This window comes from Pseudomonas sp. TE3644 (genome assembly GCF_056278815.1).
Genome location: NZ_JBWBQF010000001.1, coordinates 5,726,878 through 5,742,392, shown reverse-complemented (window position 1 = coordinate 5,742,392; position 15,515 = coordinate 5,726,878). Strand labels below are relative to the sequence as shown.

The following is a 15,515-nucleotide window of genomic DNA, read 5'->3' as shown; positions in this document are numbered from 1 at the left end:
GAGCCGCATTGCGCAAGGGAATACGTGATGGCACATCTGCACGAAAAGGTCACTGTTGAAACACGGCTCGCCAGGATCGCCAACTATCAGCTTTCGGTAAAAGGCGTCGAGGACGAGGTGGACACTAGCGCGGCGGTGGTGGGCAACTCCGTCCTGTCGTTTGTCACCGGCATCGACAGCGAGCGCAAGCAGGATGCGATGAACACTTACCTGCTTGCTACCAAGGTGGCTGACAAGGCAGTGAAGTCGGGTCAGGGCGAAGACTGGTACGCCAAATTTCGCCAAGTCATGAAGGACTGCGGTTGGGTGGAAATCAACAATACCTACCGCCAGCACAGCAGCAAGAAGCAGCAGTTCACCATGGAAGAGGTTGCCGTAGAAATCCTCAAGGGCGCCGTGGTCACGGCGGCCATGTCGGGTGTGACGGCGATCACCGCCGTCGACGGCGCTCGCAAGGCCATCGAAGCACTAGCCAAGAAAGAAGGCCCGCTCAATGTCTTTGAACGTCATGTGCGCAGCGACCGCGGTGGCAGCTTCGGCCTGGGCAGCGCCGTGCAGACGCCGGAAGGCGATGTCATTCTGGCCCTGGGTACCGTCCATTACGCCAGCCAGACTAATGCTACCAGTGTGCTGTTCAGCAATTGGGACAGTGGGTCGGTGGAGATCTACCAAGGCGCCACATCCTTTGTCATGAACCCGATGCTGATCGCGGCAACCCGCGCAACCGTCGCGGCGAAGCTGGTAGGCAAGGCTGCAAGTGCCATTGCCGAATACGACATCGACTGATCGCGCAGGCGCACGGGGCCACCCGTGCGCCCTTCCACTCGGCAAGGAGGCATTCCATGTCTTTGAGTAACTACGAAGCCTGGCTTGATGGGGGGCAGTTGGTCTGTGTCGAGTCAGGCATGGCCGCTTGGCAGCGGGACATATTGCTCAAGTCCTCTCTTTATTTTCAATTCGCGGCCACCCGGCAGGTCGAGAAGTCCGGTGCGGCGCCTGGCTGGTTCGATAAATATGAGCAGGTGATGAAGGCTTTTGGCTGGCGGGTGCTGGAGAAGGGCAGCCACCACCAACGTGTCGCGGTGCTCGATGTGGGTCAACTGATCGCATCGCTGCATACCATGACCGGTGTATGCCGCCTCGATACCGTTCAGTCACTCTTCGCGTCACCCGCCCAGGTGCCGCAACAATGGCTGCGCCAGTCCTTACGCACGCGGATGGTGGGAGACCAGCCAATCCACGAGGTAAACCTGCTGCTGGGCAGCGCCCATTCCCGTCATCGACTGGACACGGTGCTGATCCGGTTTGAGCTGCGCCACCCTTCGTTGCCGGACCTGCTGAAAGAAACCTTCAGTGGCCCTGGCGTAGTCGGGGAGGTCAGCGTTTGCTGGTTGTGCGGTGAGCCTGACGGTCTGTCATTCCATCAGTTCAAGCCTGTCATCCTTGAGCGGTTGGCCAGGCGTGCCGACGGCAAGCCTGTGCGTGTCGATTTACCAGGGGGCCAGCCATGATCGAGCCAAACAGTGGCGTGGTGGCGTTCGGGCCAGGGCTGTCGGATGAAATTCGTGACGATATCTGCGACCTGCTGCAGTACGCCGACCGTATGGGGAGCAACGCCCGCGACCGCAACGAGAACTGGAAGGGGTGGGTGGACTACCACAGCAATCGCTTGCGCCGGTATGGCTGCGAAATGCGCAGCACCATTGCCACGGGGCCTCTGTTCATCTCCGCTCTGGACGAGATCGAGGCGATCAATCTCAACATTCATGGCCATGACGATGACCCCGAGCGCTTCTGGGCGCTCGGTGCCCAGGCCCTGCAGAAGCTGGATATCTACGGCTTTGCCGAAACCTTTTTCAAGCATGGCAGGGCCGGCGACACCTTGCAGTCCTGGCAGGTGGTGCCTTGCGAGCGCAACCGCCATGGGGAAATCATCCTGATGACCGTCGGCGTCCATGTGAAAACCGTGAAGGGCCACCGCGCCGGTGGCAGTTCTGGCCCGCTCGACGGGGAAATCATCATCCGTATCAACGGTGGCGTATACCTGTTCCAGCCTCACGACTATTCGGCATTCTTCCGTGACGACATTCGCAAGGCACTGATCGGGACTAGCCTGCGCCGCTTGCTGCGCCAGGAACTATGACGTTCAGGACAGGTAGCCCTTAATCCCGGTAAAGATGATCTGCGCAGCCAGGGCGCAGACGAACAGCCCCATCAGACGGCTGACGATCTGCAAGCCCTGTTCGCCCAGCAAGCGCTCGATGCGGTTGGACAGGTAAAGCACCAGCCCCACGGTAAAACTGGCCAGCGCGATGCTGAGGATGGCCATCAGCTTGTCATCCCAGTGCGGCTGGCTGACGCCCATCACCAGCAGCGCGCCGATGGTGCCGGGGCCGACGGTGATGGGGATAGTCAGCGGCACGATGGTCACGTCCTGCTGCACGTTGTCGGTCTGCACCCCTGATTTGCCTTGGGCCATGCCCAGTGCCGAGATGAACAGCACACTGCCGGCGCCGATGCGGAAGGCGTCGGCGGTGATGCCGAACACGTTGAAAATCACCCGGCCGAACAGATACAGCAGCACGCTGGCGATCAACACACCCAAGGCCACCTTCCACGCCAGGCGTTTGCGTTCTTTCAGGGAGTAGCCGCGTGACAGGCCGATGAAGCACGACAGAACGAAGAACGGGCTGTAGAGCACCAGCATCTTCAGGTAAACGCTGAACAACGTTTGCAGCATGGTCAAGGCTCGGGCGGGATGGGCGAGGGCAAAGTCTATAGTGCGAGCCGTCACGCCCGCGAGCTTTAAATCGCACCTGTAGCCGCTGCCGCAGGCTGCGCTGGCCCTGTGCCTCGCTGGGGAACTTCAGGGTTCACGCCGGCCGGCGCAGCCTGGCGGCAGCGGCAACATGGATCGCCTGTAGCCGCTGCCGCAGGCTGCGCTGGCCTTGTGCCTCGCTAGGGATCTTTAGGGTTCACGCCGGCCAGCGCAGCCTGGCGGCAGCGGCTACATGGATCGCCTGTAGCCGCTGCCGAATGCTGCGCTGGCCTTGTGCCTCGCTAGGGATCTTTAGGGTTCACACCGGCCAGCGCAGCCTGGCGGCAGCGGCTACATGGATCGCCTGTAGCCGCTGCCGAAGGCTGCGCTGGCCTTGTGCCTCGCTAGGGATCTTTAGGGTTCACACCGGCCAGCGCAGCCTGGCGGCAGCGGCTACATGGATCGCCTGTAGCCGCTGCCGCAGGCTGCGCTGGCCTTGTGCCTCGCTAGGGATCTTTAGGGTTCACGCCGGCCGGCGCAGCCTGGCGGCAGCGGCTACATGGATCGCCTGTAGCCGCTGCCGAATGCTGCGCTGGCCTTGTGCCTCGCTAGGGATCTTTAGGGTTCACACCGGCCAGCGCAGCCTGGCGGCAGCGGCTACATGGATCGCCTGTAGCCGCTGCCGCAGGCTGCGCTGGCCTAGTGCCTCGCTAGGGAACTTTAGGGTTCACACCGGCCAGCGCAGCCTGGCGGCAGCGGCTACGGGGCGTCAGGAATTGCTGGCGCGGTCCTGGCCCAGTTCGCGTTGAGCTACCCAGTGCTCGATCAGCTCGCGCAGTTGCGACAGCTCGATCGGCTTGGCCATGTGTCCGTCCATGCCCGCCTGGCGGGCGCGTTCCTTGTGTTCGGTGAGGATGTGCGCGGTCAGCGCCACCACTGGCGTACGCTCGCGCTGGGTGCCACGTTCCCAGTCACGCAGTTGCTCGGTGGCTGAGAAGCCGTCAAGGATCGGCATTTCGCAGTCCATCAGCACCAGGTCGTAGCGCTCGGCCTTCATCGCGCGCAGGGCTTCTTCGCCGTTGCTGGCGGTGTCGGGGGACACGTTGAGCTTGCCCAGCATGCCACGGATCACTTTGGTGGAAATGCTGTTGTCCTCGGCCACCAAAATGCGGAAGTCGGCGGGCACGGTGATGCTGCTGGCAGCGATACTGGGCGAGACCGGTGTGAGCTGTTCGCCCTGATTGCGCTGCGCCAGCTCGTCGGCCAGGGTGGTTTTCAGCGTGTAGCCGGCCACGGGCTTGGCCAGGATGCGCTTGATCCCGGCATTGCGGGCGATGATCTTGCTCGGCGCATTGCTGATGCCGGTGAGCATGATGATCAGGATGTCGTGGTTAAGGCTGGGGTCTTCCTTGATCTTGGCCGCCAGCTGCATGCCGGTCATGCCGGGCATGTTCTGGTCCAGCAACACCACGTCGAAGTAGTCACGCAGGTGCGCCTTGGTGCGCAGCAGCGCCAGTGCCTCCTTGCCCGACGGCACCGAACTGACGTTCAGGCCCCAGGCGCCGCATTGCTGCACCAGCACCTTGCGGCAGGTGTCGTTGTCGTCCACCACCAGCACGCGTGCGCCGCGCAGCGGGCTGTCCAGGTCCAGGGTAGGGTGCTCGAGACGCTCGGGGTCCAGCGGCAGGGTCAACCACAGGGTGCTGCCCTGCTGGCTGCCGCTCTTGATGCCGAACTCGCCTTTCATCAGCAGGATCAACTGGCGGGCGATGACCAGGCCCAGGTGGCCGCCCACTTCATTGCCCGATAGCAGGTTTTTGCTGTGCAGTTCGCTGTGCAGCAGTGCCTCGCGCTCGTCACGCGGGATGGGGACGCCACTGTCCTGCACGGCGATGCGCAGGCGCGGCTCGCCACTGCGTTGGTCCAGGGCCACCACCAGCAGGATTTCGCCCTGGTCGGTCTTCTTCAGCGCGTGGTCCAGCAAGGCCAGCAGTGTCTGGCGCAGGCGCGTGGGGTCGCCGCTGATCACCTGGGGCACCTGGGGCTGGGTGAAGCTGATCAGCTCCACGTTCTGTTGCTCGGCCTTGGCGCGGAAGATGTTCAGACAGTCTTCGATCAGCGCGCTGAGGTCGAACTGCACGTCGTCCAGCTCGATCTGCCCGGACTCGATCTTGGAGATGTCGAGAATCTCGTTGATCAGGGTCAGCAGTTCGTTGCCGGCGCTGTGGATGGTTTGCACATAGTCACGCTGCTTCACGGAGAGCGGCGTACCCAGCAGCAGCTCTGTCATGCCCAGCACGCCGTTCATCGGTGTGCGGATTTCATGGCTGATGCGGGCCAGGAACTCGGCCTTGGCGTTGACCTCGGCGTTGCTGGCGGCCAACTCGCGGCTGGCGCTGAAGCGGTCTTCGCTGATGTTGCGCAGGCGTTCGCTGAGGGCGGTGTTCAGCATCAGGCCGGTCAGCGCCCCCACCGCCATCAGGCCCAGCGCCAGCCACTGTGGCGGCGTGCGGGTGAGCACCAGCAGGGCCGGCAGCACGATCAGCACGCCCAGGTTGAGCAACAGCATGGCGCAAGTGAACAAGCGCGCCGGGCGGTAGCCCTGCTGCCAGTGATACGCGGAGGTCAGCAGCATCGCCAGGCCGCCCACTACCATCATCGAGTAGGTGATGGAGTTGATGGGCAGGCCGTCAATCAGCAGCACCATCAGCCCGCTCAGGCCGATCAGCAGCTTGGCGGCGGTCAGCAGGCGGTCGATCAGCGGCGTGGAGCGCGGCGCGAAGAAGCGCTGGGTGAACAATACGCAGCAAATGGCCGCCAGCATCAGCGCCAGGTAGCTGCCGGTGGTGCGCAGCGAGTGCCAGGTATCGAACCAGGGGCCGCTGAGGTTGAGCAGGATGGCGGCGCTGAGGGTCAGCAAGGCTTCCGAGGCCGCCAGCCACAGGCTGCTGCTGGAGCGGCTGTAGGCGTAGCGCGCCAGGTTGTGGACCACTAGCATGGCCAGACAGCCGAACAGCAGGCCCATCAATAGCGTTTCGCGCTGGTCGCTGGCGGCGCCGATGGCGGGCATAAGGCTGACGCTGGGGCGCAGTTGGTGTTCGGAAGTAAGGCGCAGGTAAAGGTCCAACGGCTTCTGGCTGACCGGCACGGGCAGCATGATGTCGGTGTTGGCGAACGACGGCTCGCCGCCGGGCACGCCGGCATCATTGCGGCGCTGGCTGATCAGCCGATCACCGTCCAGGACGTAGAAATCCAGGTCGGCAAGGTCGGGCGCATAGATGCGCACCACTTGTTCGTGGGCAGGCGGGGGCAGGCGGTAATGCAGCCACTGGGCGGCATTGGGCCCGCTGGCAACCAGTTGGTTGAGCTCGATGGGGCTGAACTGGTTCTGGAATCGGTCGGAGCGGATGTCGCTCAACTGCAGGCGTGCGTGTTCATCGAGCAATACCGACCAGCCGCTGCTGGACTCGGCCTGGGCCGGGCTTACGCAGAGCAGCGTCAGTACACTGACTATCGATGAAATGGCGATCCTGAGCCAGCGCACAGCGAAATCCCTTCCAAGGTTAATGACTGAGTATAACTATGCGCGGTGGATAAAGCGTAGGGCAAGTGGCCGAACGGCCTGAAAGTACCGGGAAAACCCGGTACTTCAGGCTTAGGCGCGGGGATTACTGACCGTTTTCGCGGGCAATGGCGCGGTAGCCAATGTCGGTACGGTAGAAGCAGCCTTCCCAGTCGATCTTGGCAGCCAGGGCGTACGCCTGTTGCTGGGCCTCGCCAACGGTGTTGCCCAGGGCGGTGGCGCACAGTACGCGGCCGCCGGAGGTCACGACCTGACCGTCCTTAAGTGCAGTACCGGCGTGGAACACTTTGCCGGCCAGTTGCGCGGCGGCGTCCAGGCCACCGATGGCAGCGCCCTTGGCGTAGTCGCCAGGGTAGCCGCCAGCGGCCAACACTACGCCCAGGCTTGGGCGTGGGTCCCACTGGGCTTCGATCTTGTCCAGGGCCTGGGCCATGGCGGCTTCCACCAGCAGTACCAGGCTGGACTGCAGGCGCAGCATCACCGGCTGGGTTTCAGGGTCGCCGAAGCGGCAGTTGAACTCGATGACCTTGGGGTTGCCCGCCTTGTCGATCATCAGGCCTGCGTACAGGAAGCCGGTGTAAACGTTGCCTTCCTCGGCCATGCCGCGCACGGTCGGCCAGATCACCTGGTCCATGACCTTCTGGTGCACGTCAGCGGTTACCACAGGGGCAGGGGAGTAGGCACCCATGCCGCCGGTGTTCGGGCCGCTGTCGCCGTTGCCGACGCGTTTGTGGTCCTGGCTGGTGGCCATTGGCAGTACATTCTTGCCGTCGACCATGACGATGAAGCTGGCTTCCTCGCCGTCCAGGAACTCTTCGATCACTACGCGCGAACCGGCGTCACCAAAGGCGTTGCCCGCCAGCATGTCGCGTACCGCGTCCTCGGCTTCGGCCAGGGTCATGGCCACGATCACGCCCTTGCCGGCGGCCAGGCCGTCGGCCTTGATCACGATCGGCGCGCCTTTTTCACGCAGATAGGCCAGGGCTGGCTCGATCTCGGTGAAGTTCTGGTATTCGGCAGTCGGAATCTTGTGGCGCGCCAGGAAGTCCTTGGCGAACGCCTTGGAGCCTTCCAGCTGGGCCGCGCCTTTGGTCGGGCCGAAGCAGTCCAGGCCGCGCGAGCGGAACAGGTCGACAACGCCGGCAACCAGGGGTACTTCCGGGCCGACGATGGTCAGGGATACGTTTTTCTCGGCGAAGTCGGCCAGTTGCTCGATGGCCTGCACGTCGATGGCGACGTTCTCGCACTTGGCTTCGATGGCGGTGCCGGCGTTGCCGGGGGCGACGAAGACTTTCTCGACGCGTGGGTCCTGGGCTACTTTCCAGGCCAGGGCGTGTTCACGACCGCCGCTGCCGATGATCAATACGTTCATGTCAAAACCTCGAATTCAGTAGGTGGCGGTCGTTCTATTGTGGGAGCGGGCTCTGCCCGCGAAAGGGTCGGTGGTGACCTCTTCGCGGGCAGAGCCCGCTCCCACAGGTTAACGAACCGCCAACGATCACTTAGTGGCGGAAGTGGCGCATGCCGGTGAAGACCATGGCGATGCCGGCTTCGTCGGCAGCAGCAATCACTTCAGCATCGCGCATCGAACCGCCTGGCTGGATCACCGCAGTGATACCCACTTTAGCCGCGTTGTCGATGCCGTCACGGAACGGGAAGAACGCGTCCGATGCCATGACCGAACCCTGAACCTGCAGGCCGGCGTGCTCGGCCTTGATGGCAGCGATGCGCGCGGAGTTGACGCGGCTCATCTGGCCGGCGCCGACACCGATGGTCTGGCGGTTCTTGGCGTAGACGATGGCGTTGGACTTCACGTACTTGGCCACTTTCCAGGCGAAGATCAGGTCGTGGATCTCTTGCTCGGTCGGGGCGCGCTTGGTCACCACTTTCAGGTCGTCGGCGCTGATCATGCCAATGTCACGGCTCTGTACCAGCAGGCCGCCGTTGACGCGTTTGTAGTCCCAGGCAGCGGCGCGGTCAGCCGACCACTCGCCGCAGGCCAGCAGGCGCACGTTGGCCTTGGCGGCCACAATGGCGCGGGCTTCGGCGCTGACCGACGGGGCAATGATCACTTCCACGAACTGACGGTCAACGATGGCCTTGGCGGTCTCGGCGTCCAGCTCGCGGTTGAAGGCAATGATGCCGCCGAACGCGGATTCGGTGTCGGTGGCGTAGGCCAGTTCGTACGCCTGGCGGATGCCGCCTTCGGCGTCAGGGCTGACGGCCACGCCGCACGGGTTGGCGTGCTTGACGATCACGCAGGCCGGCTTGACGAAGCTCTTCACGCATTCCAGCGCGGCGTCGGTATCGGCCACGTTGTTGTAGGACAGTTCCTTGCCCTGCAGCTGCTCGGCAGTGGCAATGCCCACTTCGGCCGGCTTGGCTTCCTTGTAGAACGCCGCGCTCTGGTGCGGGTTCTCGCCGTAGCGCATTTCCTGGGCCTTGATGAACTGGCTGTTGAAGGTGCGCGGGAATTCGCTGCGGCCTTCAGTGCTCAGGGTCTCGGCGGCCTGGTTCACGGTGCCCATGTAGTTGGCGATCATGCCGTCGTAGGCAGCGGTGTGCTCGAACGCTTTGAGCATCAGGTCAAAGCGCTGGGCGTAGGTCAGGCCGCCGTCTTTCAGGCTGGCCAGCACCTGGCCGTAGTCGCTGGCGTTGACCACGATCGCCACGTCTTTGTGGTTCTTGGCAGCGGAGCGGACCATGGTCGGGCCGCCGATGTCGATGTTCTCGATGGCGGTCGGCAGGTCGCAGCCTGGCTTGCTGATGGTGGCTTCAAACGGGTAGAGGTTGACCGCGACCAGATCGATCGGCTTGATGCCGTGCTCGCTCATGATGGCGTCGTCGATGCCGCGACGGCCCAGGATGCCGCCGTGGATTTTCGGGTGCAGGGTTTTCACCCGGCCGTCCATCATTTCGGCAAAACCTGTGTAATCCGCCACTTCCACTGCGGCAACGCCGTTGTCCGCAAGTAGCTTGAAGGTACCGCCGGTGGACAGGATCTCGACGCCCAGGGCTTCGAGTTCACGGGCGAATTCAAGGATACCGGTCTTGTCGGAGACGCTGATCAAAGCGCGGCGGACGGGCAGGCGGGTAGTCTGGTCGGTCATTTCAATTTCCGTCTAAAGCAGAGGAGTCAGCAAAAAAGGCGACCCTGGACAGGTCGCCTTTTCTGGTTTGAATGCATGCTTACAGCAGATCGTATTGCTTGAGCTTCTTGCGCAAGGTACCGCGATTCAGGCCCAGCATCTCGCTGGCCTTGGTCTGGTTGCCCTTGACGTAATTCATCACGCTTTCGAGCAAGGGGGCCTCGACTTCGGAAAGCACCAGGTTGTACACGTCAGTGACGGCAGCGCCCTCAAGATGGGCGAAATAATTGTGCAGCGCCTTCTCGACGCTGCCACGAAGGGTCTGACCCTCTTCGCTGGGCGTGTTGAGGTGCTGTTTCAAGTTGACGTTGTCGCTCACGGGCGTTGTTCCACTCACTAAAGTCTCGGTCATCATCGTCATGCGGCCACCCCCTGTCCGTCCCCTTTCACAGGGCTCTCGTTACATTCGCTGAGGAACCGGCGAACGTTGGCGCACTGCGCTTCCGTCTCTTCCAAACGATTGAACTGGGCGCGAAATTCCTTGGCGCCCGGCAAGGTGGCCAGGTACCACCCGACATGCTTGCGGGCGATACGCACGCCCATCACATCACCGTAGAAGGCGTGCAGCGCAGCCAGGTGTTCCAGCAGAATCTGTTCCACTTCACTCAATTGCAGTGCCGGCAGCAGTTCGCCGGTACGCAGGTAATGCTCGGTTTCGCGGAAAATCCACGGCCGCCCCTGGGCAGCCCGGCCAATCAGCAAACCGTCGGCGCCGGTGGCGTCGAGGACGTGCCGGGCCTTTTGCGGTGAATCGATGTCGCCGTTGGCAAAGACCGGGATCGACACCGCCTGCTTGATGGCGGCAATGGTGTCGTATTCGGCTTCGCCGGTGTACAGGTCGGCGCGCGTGCGGCCGTGAACGGCCAGGGCGCTGATGCCTGCCTGTTCGGCAATGCGTGCAACGGTGATGCCATTCTTGTTCGAACGGTCCCAGCCGGTGCGAATCTTCAAGGTGACCGGCACCTCGACGGCGGCAACCACGGCGTGCAGGATTTCCTGCACCAGTGCCTCGTCTTTCAGTAAAGCGGAACCTGCCGCCTTGTTGCAGACTTTCTTCGCCGGGCAGCCCATGTTGATGTCGATGATCTGGGCGCCCATCTCGACGTTGGCCCGTGCTGCCGCGGCCAGCATCTGCGCGTCACCACCGGCGATCTGTACCGAGCGCGGCTCGGGATCACCTTCGTGAATCATGCGCAGGCGCGACTTGCGGCTGTTCCACAGGCTCATGTCGCTGGTGACCATTTCTGATACAACCAGGCCTGCACCCATCCGTCGGCAAAGCTGACGGAAGGGCTGGTCCGTGACCCCTGCCATTGGGGCGAGGATCAGGGCGTTATTCAATGTATATGGGCCGATGCGTACCGCCGACATAGGTGTTCCCTGTTGTGGGGCCGGATCATTAGAGTTCGAAAAAGGGTGGGCATAATACCCGCTCTCGGTGACCGGATAAAGATCGTTTTGGATAAAATCTGAACAACTATTGGCTTATGCCGGGTGGTTTGGTTGCCACGCGACAGTCGGTGGTGAGGTCGGACGCAGCCTTCGGCAGCTGCTACAGGGTGATGTAGCAGCTGCCGAAGGCTGCGTCAGGGCCATCACTCGGGGGAGCGGAAGCTCAGGCTGTAGTTCACCGCTTTCGCGCCCGGGTCCAGGATGTCCAGGGAGATGTGGATCGGCGTCTGCGGCGGCATCTCCGCCTGTCCGGCCAACTCGCCCGACAGGTATTCGCCCGGCTTGAACCGACGACTGGCGATCAGGTGACCGTTGAGGTCGGCAAAGCGCAGCTCCAGCAGGGGGAACGGCTGGGAGAACGCCGCCCGGTTGTAGATGATCGCATCCACCACCAGTGCGCCGTTGAAGTCCGGGTGGCTGCGCACCACCAGGTTGCTGCTCTTGATCTTGTCGATGTCGACCTTGGAAGGCACGGTGCAGCCCACGCTTGGGCACAGCTGCTGGAACCACGGACGGTACTGGTCCTGGCGGGCCAGTTCGTCGAAGTGGTACCACACGTACTGGCCGGCCAGCGCCAATGCGGCGATCAGCGTCAACAGCAGCCACAGCAAACGCTTGCCCCAGGGCGTATCGCGTTTCTGCCAGTCCAGTTGCAGCGGGTCGTCGATCAGGTCCAGCAGCGGGGCGTCGCGCAGGTTGGGTTCGCTGCGTTCGTGCTTGTGCTTGCCCTGGCGTGGCGCCGGTTCGTCAGGCTCATCGTCGTCATCAAGGGCCGACAGGCGGTCCCCTCGCGGCGCAAGGTCGTCGTCGGCATGCAGCTTGCCAATCGCCGGTTCGTCGTGTGTCGGCGGTTCCAGCGACAGCGAGGGTTCAGTGCGCTCGTCGATGGCCGGCGGTGCTTCGTCCAGCGGTGGCTCGCGCTCGATGATCGGCGGCGCCGGGTCATCGTCGTGCAGTTCCTCTTCGTCGCCATGGGTGCCGAACGGCTTGTCGTGCCACTCGTCATGGGCGTCGTCGCGGCTGGCGCTGAACGACTCTTCACGCGGCGGCTGGTCACGGAAGACCTTGGCGGGCTGGATCTCCCGTTGCTCCAGGCGGGCGAGCTCGCCATCCAGGTCCAGTTGGTCCAGGTCCAGCTCATTGGCCGACCATTCGCGCAGGCTGATGGGCGTGGCGCGACGTTCAGGTGCAGCAGGCTCGGGTGCGGCAGGCTGCTGCTGTCGCCCAGCGCTTTGCTCCAGCAGTTGCCGGGCGGCGTTGAACACTTGCAGGCAGGCGCCGCAACGCACCACCCCGCGGGCCACGCTCAATTGATTGTGGCTGACGCGGAAGCTGGTCTGGCAATGGGGGCACTGGGTGACGAAACTGTCGGTCATGCGCGGGTCCGGATTATGCAGGCAGCCATTCTAGGCCGTCTCAGCGGCGACGACCACTGATGCGTACCCAGCCGTCGCGATTGGCGATAGGGTCCAGATCGAAGTCGGCAGCGTAGGCCGCGGCCACTTCTTCGCCCTGTTCGGCGAGGATGCCCGACAACGCCAGGCGGCCGCCCGACTTGACCAGGGTGCTGAGCTGCGGTGCCAGGGACACCAGCGGGCCGGCCAGGATGTTGGCCACCAGCACGTCGGCCTGCACCTGTGGCAGGTCTTCGGGCAGGTACAGCGGGAATTTGTCTTCGGCAACGCCGTTGCGGCCGGCGTTTTCACGCGAGGCTTCCAGCGCTTGCACATCGATGTCGGTGCCCACGGCTTCCTTGGCGCCCAACAGCAGTGCGGCGATGGCGAGGATGCCCGAGCCGCAGCCGAAGTCCAGCACGTTGCAGTCGGTCAGGTCCTGGCCGTCCAGCCATTCCAGGCACAGTGCGGTGGTGGGGTGGGTGCCGGTGCCAAATGCCAGGCCCGGGTCCAGCAGCAGGTTGACCGCGCCAGGCTCGGGGGCCGCGTGCCAGCTTGGCACGATCCACAGGCGCTGGCCGAAGCGCATCGGGTGGAAGTTGTCCATCCAACTGCGTTCCCAATCCTGGTCTTCGATGACTTCGGCGTGGTGCTCGGGCAGGGCGGCGCCGGTCAGCAGTTCCAGGTGCGCGAACACGCTGTCAGGCTGTGCGTCGGCTTCGAACAGCGCCAGCAGGTGGGTGTGGGTCCACAGCGGCGTGGTGTTGAGCTCTGGCTCGAAGATAGGCTGGTCTTCGGCGTCCATGAAGGTGACCGAAACGGCGCCGACTTCCAGCAGGGCGTCTTCGTAGGTTTCGGCTTGTTCTGGGCTGATGGCCAGACGGACTTGTAGCCAGGGCATGGCGGGTACCTTTGGAATCGGGAGCTAAAGCGGGGGAGTTTACTAGAGAATGAGGGTGAAGGCGGGGGGCCAGGCGGGGTTTTTTTGGCGTGTTCGAGATCGCGCGCCGCCCGCGCGGCGCTTCCCGGGCACAGCCCGGTCCTACATTTGTTTCGCGCCAGTCATGTCAGGGACATCACCTGGCCCGCCTTGTTGGTTCGCTGCCGATTTGTGTCGGTCCCACAAAGCGGTCGAGGTGATCTCGCAGGAAAAACTGGCCCGAAACAAATGTAGGACCGGGCTGTGCCCGGGAAGCGCCGCGCGGGCGGCGCGCGATCTTCGCTACCCCAAAAATCGCCAGGCGGGCACTTTCCATAAAAAAACCGGCCACGAGGGCCGGTTTCTTGTGCAGCTATCTACAACCGTGAATCACTTCTGGGCAGCCAGCTTGTGTTCCAGGTAGTGGATGTTGACGCCACCCTTGCAGAAACCTTCGTCGCGAGTCAGGTCGCGGTGCAGCGGGATGTTGGTCTTGATCCCGTCCACCACGATTTCGTCCAGGGCGTTGCGCATGCGCGCCATGGCTTCGTCGCGGTCCTTGCCGTAGGTGATCAGCTTGCCGATCAGCGAATCGTAGTTCGGCGGTACGGCATAGCCACTGTACAGGTGCGAATCGACGCGAACGCCGTTGCCGCCTGGGGCGTGGAAGTGCTTGACCGTGCCTGGGCTAGGAATGAAGTTTTTCGGGTCTTCGGCGTTGATACGGCATTCCAGCGAGTGACCGCGGATGACCACGTCGTCCTGGGTGAAGGACAGTGGGTTGCCGGCGGCAATGCTCAACATCTCTTTGACGATGTCGATGCCGGTGACCATTTCCGATACCGGGTGCTCTACCTGTACGCGGGTGTTCATTTCGATGAAATAGAACGCGCCGTTTTCATACAGGAACTCGAAGGTGCCGGCGCCGCGGTAGCCGATGTCGATGCACGCCTTGACGCAGCGGGCGAAGACCATCTGGCGGGCTTCTTCGTCGATGCCCGGTGCCGGAGCTTCTTCCAGTACCTTCTGGTGACGGCGCTGCAGCGAGCAGTCGCGGTCGCCCAGGTGCACGGCGTGGCCCTGGCCGTCGGACACCACCTGAACTTCCACGTGACGTGGGTTGGTCAGGAACTTCTCCAGGTACACCATCGGGTTGCCGAACGCAGCACCGGCTTCGGTACGGGTCAGCTTGGCCGAGGCGATCAGGTCTTCTTCCTTGTGCACCACGCGCATGCCGCGACCACCACCGCCACCGGCGGCCTTGATGATCACCGGGTAGCCGACTTCACGGCCGATGCGCAGGGCTTCTTCTTCGTCTTCCGGCAGCGGGCCGTCGGAACCTGGAACGGTCGGCACGCCGGCTTCGATCATGGCGTGCTTGGCCGATACCTTGTCGCCCATCAGGCGAATGGTGTCGGCTTTCGGGCCGATGAAGGCGAAGCCCGATTTTTCGACCTGTTCGGCGAAGTCGGCGTTTTCAGCCAGGAAGCCATAGCCTGGGTGAATGGCGGTAGCGCCGGTCACTTCGGCGGCAGCGATGATCGCCGGGATGTGCAGGTAGGATTGCGCAGCCGGTGCCGGACCGATGCAAACGGATTCGTCTGCCAGGCCCAGGTGCATCAGCTCCTTGTCGGCCTTGGAGTAGACGGCAACAGTCTTGATACCCATTTCCTTGCAGGCACGCAGGATCCGCAGGGCGATTTCGCCGCGGTTGGCAATCAGGACTTTTTCCAATTTCGCAGGTTGGGACATCGTTGGCTCTCCGCGATTCAAACGATGGTGAACAGCGGCTGGTCGAACTCAACCGGCTGGCCGTCTTCAACGAGGATCGATTCGATCACACCGCTGGTTTCAGCTTCGATGTGGTTCATCATCTTCATCGCTTCGACGATGCACAGGGTGTCGCCTTTCTTCACGGTCTGGCCGACTTCAACGAAGGCTGGCGAGGCTGGCGAAGCTTTGCGGTAGAAGGTACCGACCATTGGCGAACGGGCAACGGTGCCGTTCAGTTTTGGCGCGGCTGGCGCTTCGGCGGCAGCTGGGGCAGCGGCGGCAACCGGTGCAGCCACCGGGGCGGCTACTGGAGCTGGCGCGTAGTACTGCTGGGCCGGGGTTTTGCTGTGGCGGCTGATTCGTACGGACTCTTCGCCTTCACGAATTTCCAGCTCGTCGATGCCGGACTCTTCCAGCAGCTCGATCAGTTTCTTTACTTTGCGAATATCCATAAATCATCAACTCCCAAGGGTCGGTCAGGGGCGTT

Annotated in this window: 13 protein-coding genes; 3 read left to right on the top strand and 10 right to left on the bottom strand. The window is 63.0% G+C overall.

Going from position 1 to position 15,515, the window contains the following annotated elements; translation table 11 throughout:
- Positions 1–27 precede the first annotated feature (27 nt).
- The 3 genes from ACZ9GA_RS25410 to ACZ9GA_RS25400 are packed head-to-tail and all read left to right on the top strand — an operon-like array spanning position 28 to position 2,143.
- Complete coding sequence (locus tag ACZ9GA_RS25410) at positions 28–786, top strand: hypothetical protein (RefSeq protein ID WP_457359932.1); 759 nt, start codon at positions 28–30, stop codon at positions 784–786.
- A gap of 56 nt (positions 787–842) precedes the next feature.
- Complete coding sequence (locus tag ACZ9GA_RS25405) at positions 843–1,511, top strand: hypothetical protein (protein ID WP_457359934.1); 669 nt, start codon at positions 843–845, stop codon at positions 1,509–1,511.
- Entirely contained in the window at positions 1,508–2,143 is a 636-nt protein-coding gene (locus ACZ9GA_RS25400) for a hypothetical protein (protein ID WP_457359935.1), read from the top strand. The genes ACZ9GA_RS25405 and ACZ9GA_RS25400 overlap by 4 nt, the downstream gene beginning before the upstream one ends.
- Before the next feature lie 3 nt (positions 2,144–2,146).
- Here the strand turns inward: ACZ9GA_RS25400 and ACZ9GA_RS25395 are convergent, their stop codons facing one another.
- The 10 genes from ACZ9GA_RS25395 to accB form a co-directional block, all read right to left on the bottom strand.
- The gene (locus tag ACZ9GA_RS25395) at positions 2,147–2,737 is read right to left on the bottom strand and encodes a MarC family protein (RefSeq protein WP_455925288.1); all 591 of its coding nucleotides are present in this window, start codon (positions 2,735–2,737) and stop codon (positions 2,147–2,149) included.
- A 790-nt stretch (positions 2,738–3,527) separates the two neighbouring features.
- Positions 3,528–6,302, bottom strand: a complete 2,775-nt coding sequence (locus ACZ9GA_RS25390) for a response regulator (RefSeq protein WP_457359937.1) — start codon at positions 6,300–6,302, stop codon at positions 3,528–3,530.
- A 124-nt stretch (positions 6,303–6,426) separates the two neighbouring features.
- Positions 6,427–7,713 carry a phosphoribosylamine--glycine ligase gene (gene purD / locus ACZ9GA_RS25385; protein WP_457359939.1) on the bottom strand — a complete coding sequence of 429 codons (1,287 nt, stop codon included), beginning with the start codon at positions 7,711–7,713 and terminating at the stop codon, positions 6,427–6,429.
- 130 nt (positions 7,714–7,843) lie between these two features.
- A complete protein-coding gene (purH, locus tag ACZ9GA_RS25380; RefSeq protein WP_027979644.1) occupies positions 7,844–9,451 on the bottom strand; it encodes a bifunctional phosphoribosylaminoimidazolecarboxamide formyltransferase/IMP cyclohydrolase in 1,608 nt (535 codons plus the stop codon).
- Positions 9,452–9,530: 79 nt separating this feature from the next.
- Positions 9,531–9,851: a DNA-binding transcriptional regulator Fis gene (fis, locus tag ACZ9GA_RS25375; RefSeq protein WP_008368706.1), complete on the bottom strand. Its 321-nt coding sequence runs from the start codon at positions 9,849–9,851 to the stop codon at positions 9,531–9,533.
- Positions 9,848–10,861 carry a tRNA dihydrouridine synthase DusB gene (dusB, locus tag ACZ9GA_RS25370; RefSeq protein WP_457359941.1) on the bottom strand — a complete coding sequence of 338 codons (1,014 nt, stop codon included), beginning with the start codon at positions 10,859–10,861 and terminating at the stop codon, positions 9,848–9,850. Before dusB ends, fis begins: the two co-directional genes overlap by 4 nt.
- 224 nt (positions 10,862–11,085) lie before the next feature.
- Positions 11,086–12,318, bottom strand: coding sequence for a DUF3426 domain-containing protein (locus tag ACZ9GA_RS25365; protein WP_457359943.1), 1,233 nt, complete (start codon positions 12,316–12,318; stop codon positions 11,086–11,088).
- Between the two features lie 40 nt (positions 12,319–12,358).
- Positions 12,359–13,237, bottom strand: a complete 879-nt coding sequence (prmA, locus tag ACZ9GA_RS25360) for a 50S ribosomal protein L11 methyltransferase (RefSeq protein WP_457359944.1) — start codon at positions 13,235–13,237, stop codon at positions 12,359–12,361.
- 408 nt (positions 13,238–13,645) lie between these two features.
- Positions 13,646–15,007 (bottom strand): acetyl-CoA carboxylase biotin carboxylase subunit, encoded by a 1,362-nt coding sequence (gene accC / locus ACZ9GA_RS25355; protein ID WP_457359946.1) that lies wholly within the window; start codon positions 15,005–15,007, stop codon positions 13,646–13,648.
- Positions 15,008–15,024: 17 nt separating this feature from the next.
- Positions 15,025–15,480 carry an acetyl-CoA carboxylase biotin carboxyl carrier protein gene (gene accB, locus ACZ9GA_RS25350; protein ID WP_457359948.1) on the bottom strand — a complete coding sequence of 152 codons (456 nt, stop codon included), beginning with the start codon at positions 15,478–15,480 and terminating at the stop codon, positions 15,025–15,027.
- Positions 15,481–15,515 lie beyond the last annotated feature (35 nt).

What these genes read in the sequence shown, in the direction of transcription:
- ACZ9GA_RS25410 (WP_457359932.1), top strand. Translation starts at nt 28, where the DNA reads ATGGCACATCTGCACGAAAAGGTCACTGTTGAAACACGGCTCGCCAGG.
- ACZ9GA_RS25405 (WP_457359934.1), top strand. Translation starts at nt 843, where the DNA reads ATGTCTTTGAGTAACTACGAAGCCTGGCTTGATGGGGGGCAGTTGGTC.
- ACZ9GA_RS25400 (WP_457359935.1), top strand. Translation starts at nt 1,508, where the DNA reads ATGATCGAGCCAAACAGTGGCGTGGTGGCGTTCGGGCCAGGGCTGTCG.
- purD (WP_457359939.1), bottom strand. Translation starts at nt 7,713, where the DNA reads ATGAACGTATTGATCATCGGCAGCGGCGGTCGTGAACACGCCCTGGCC.
- purH (WP_027979644.1), bottom strand. Translation starts at nt 9,451, where the DNA reads ATGACCGACCAGACTACCCGCCTGCCCGTCCGCCGCGCTTTGATCAGC.
- fis (WP_008368706.1), bottom strand. Translation starts at nt 9,851, where the DNA reads ATGACGATGATGACCGAGACTTTAGTGAGTGGAACAACGCCCGTGAGC.
- dusB (WP_457359941.1), bottom strand. Translation starts at nt 10,861, where the DNA reads ATGTCGGCGGTACGCATCGGCCCATATACATTGAATAACGCCCTGATC.
- ACZ9GA_RS25365 (WP_457359943.1), bottom strand. Translation starts at nt 12,318, where the DNA reads ATGACCGACAGTTTCGTCACCCAGTGCCCCCATTGCCAGACCAGCTTC.
- prmA (WP_457359944.1), bottom strand. Translation starts at nt 13,237, where the DNA reads ATGCCCTGGCTACAAGTCCGTCTGGCCATCAGCCCAGAACAAGCCGAA.
- accC (WP_457359946.1), bottom strand. Translation starts at nt 15,007, where the DNA reads ATGTCCCAACCTGCGAAATTGGAAAAAGTCCTGATTGCCAACCGCGGC.
- accB (WP_457359948.1), bottom strand. Translation starts at nt 15,480, where the DNA reads ATGGATATTCGCAAAGTAAAGAAACTGATCGAGCTGCTGGAAGAGTCC.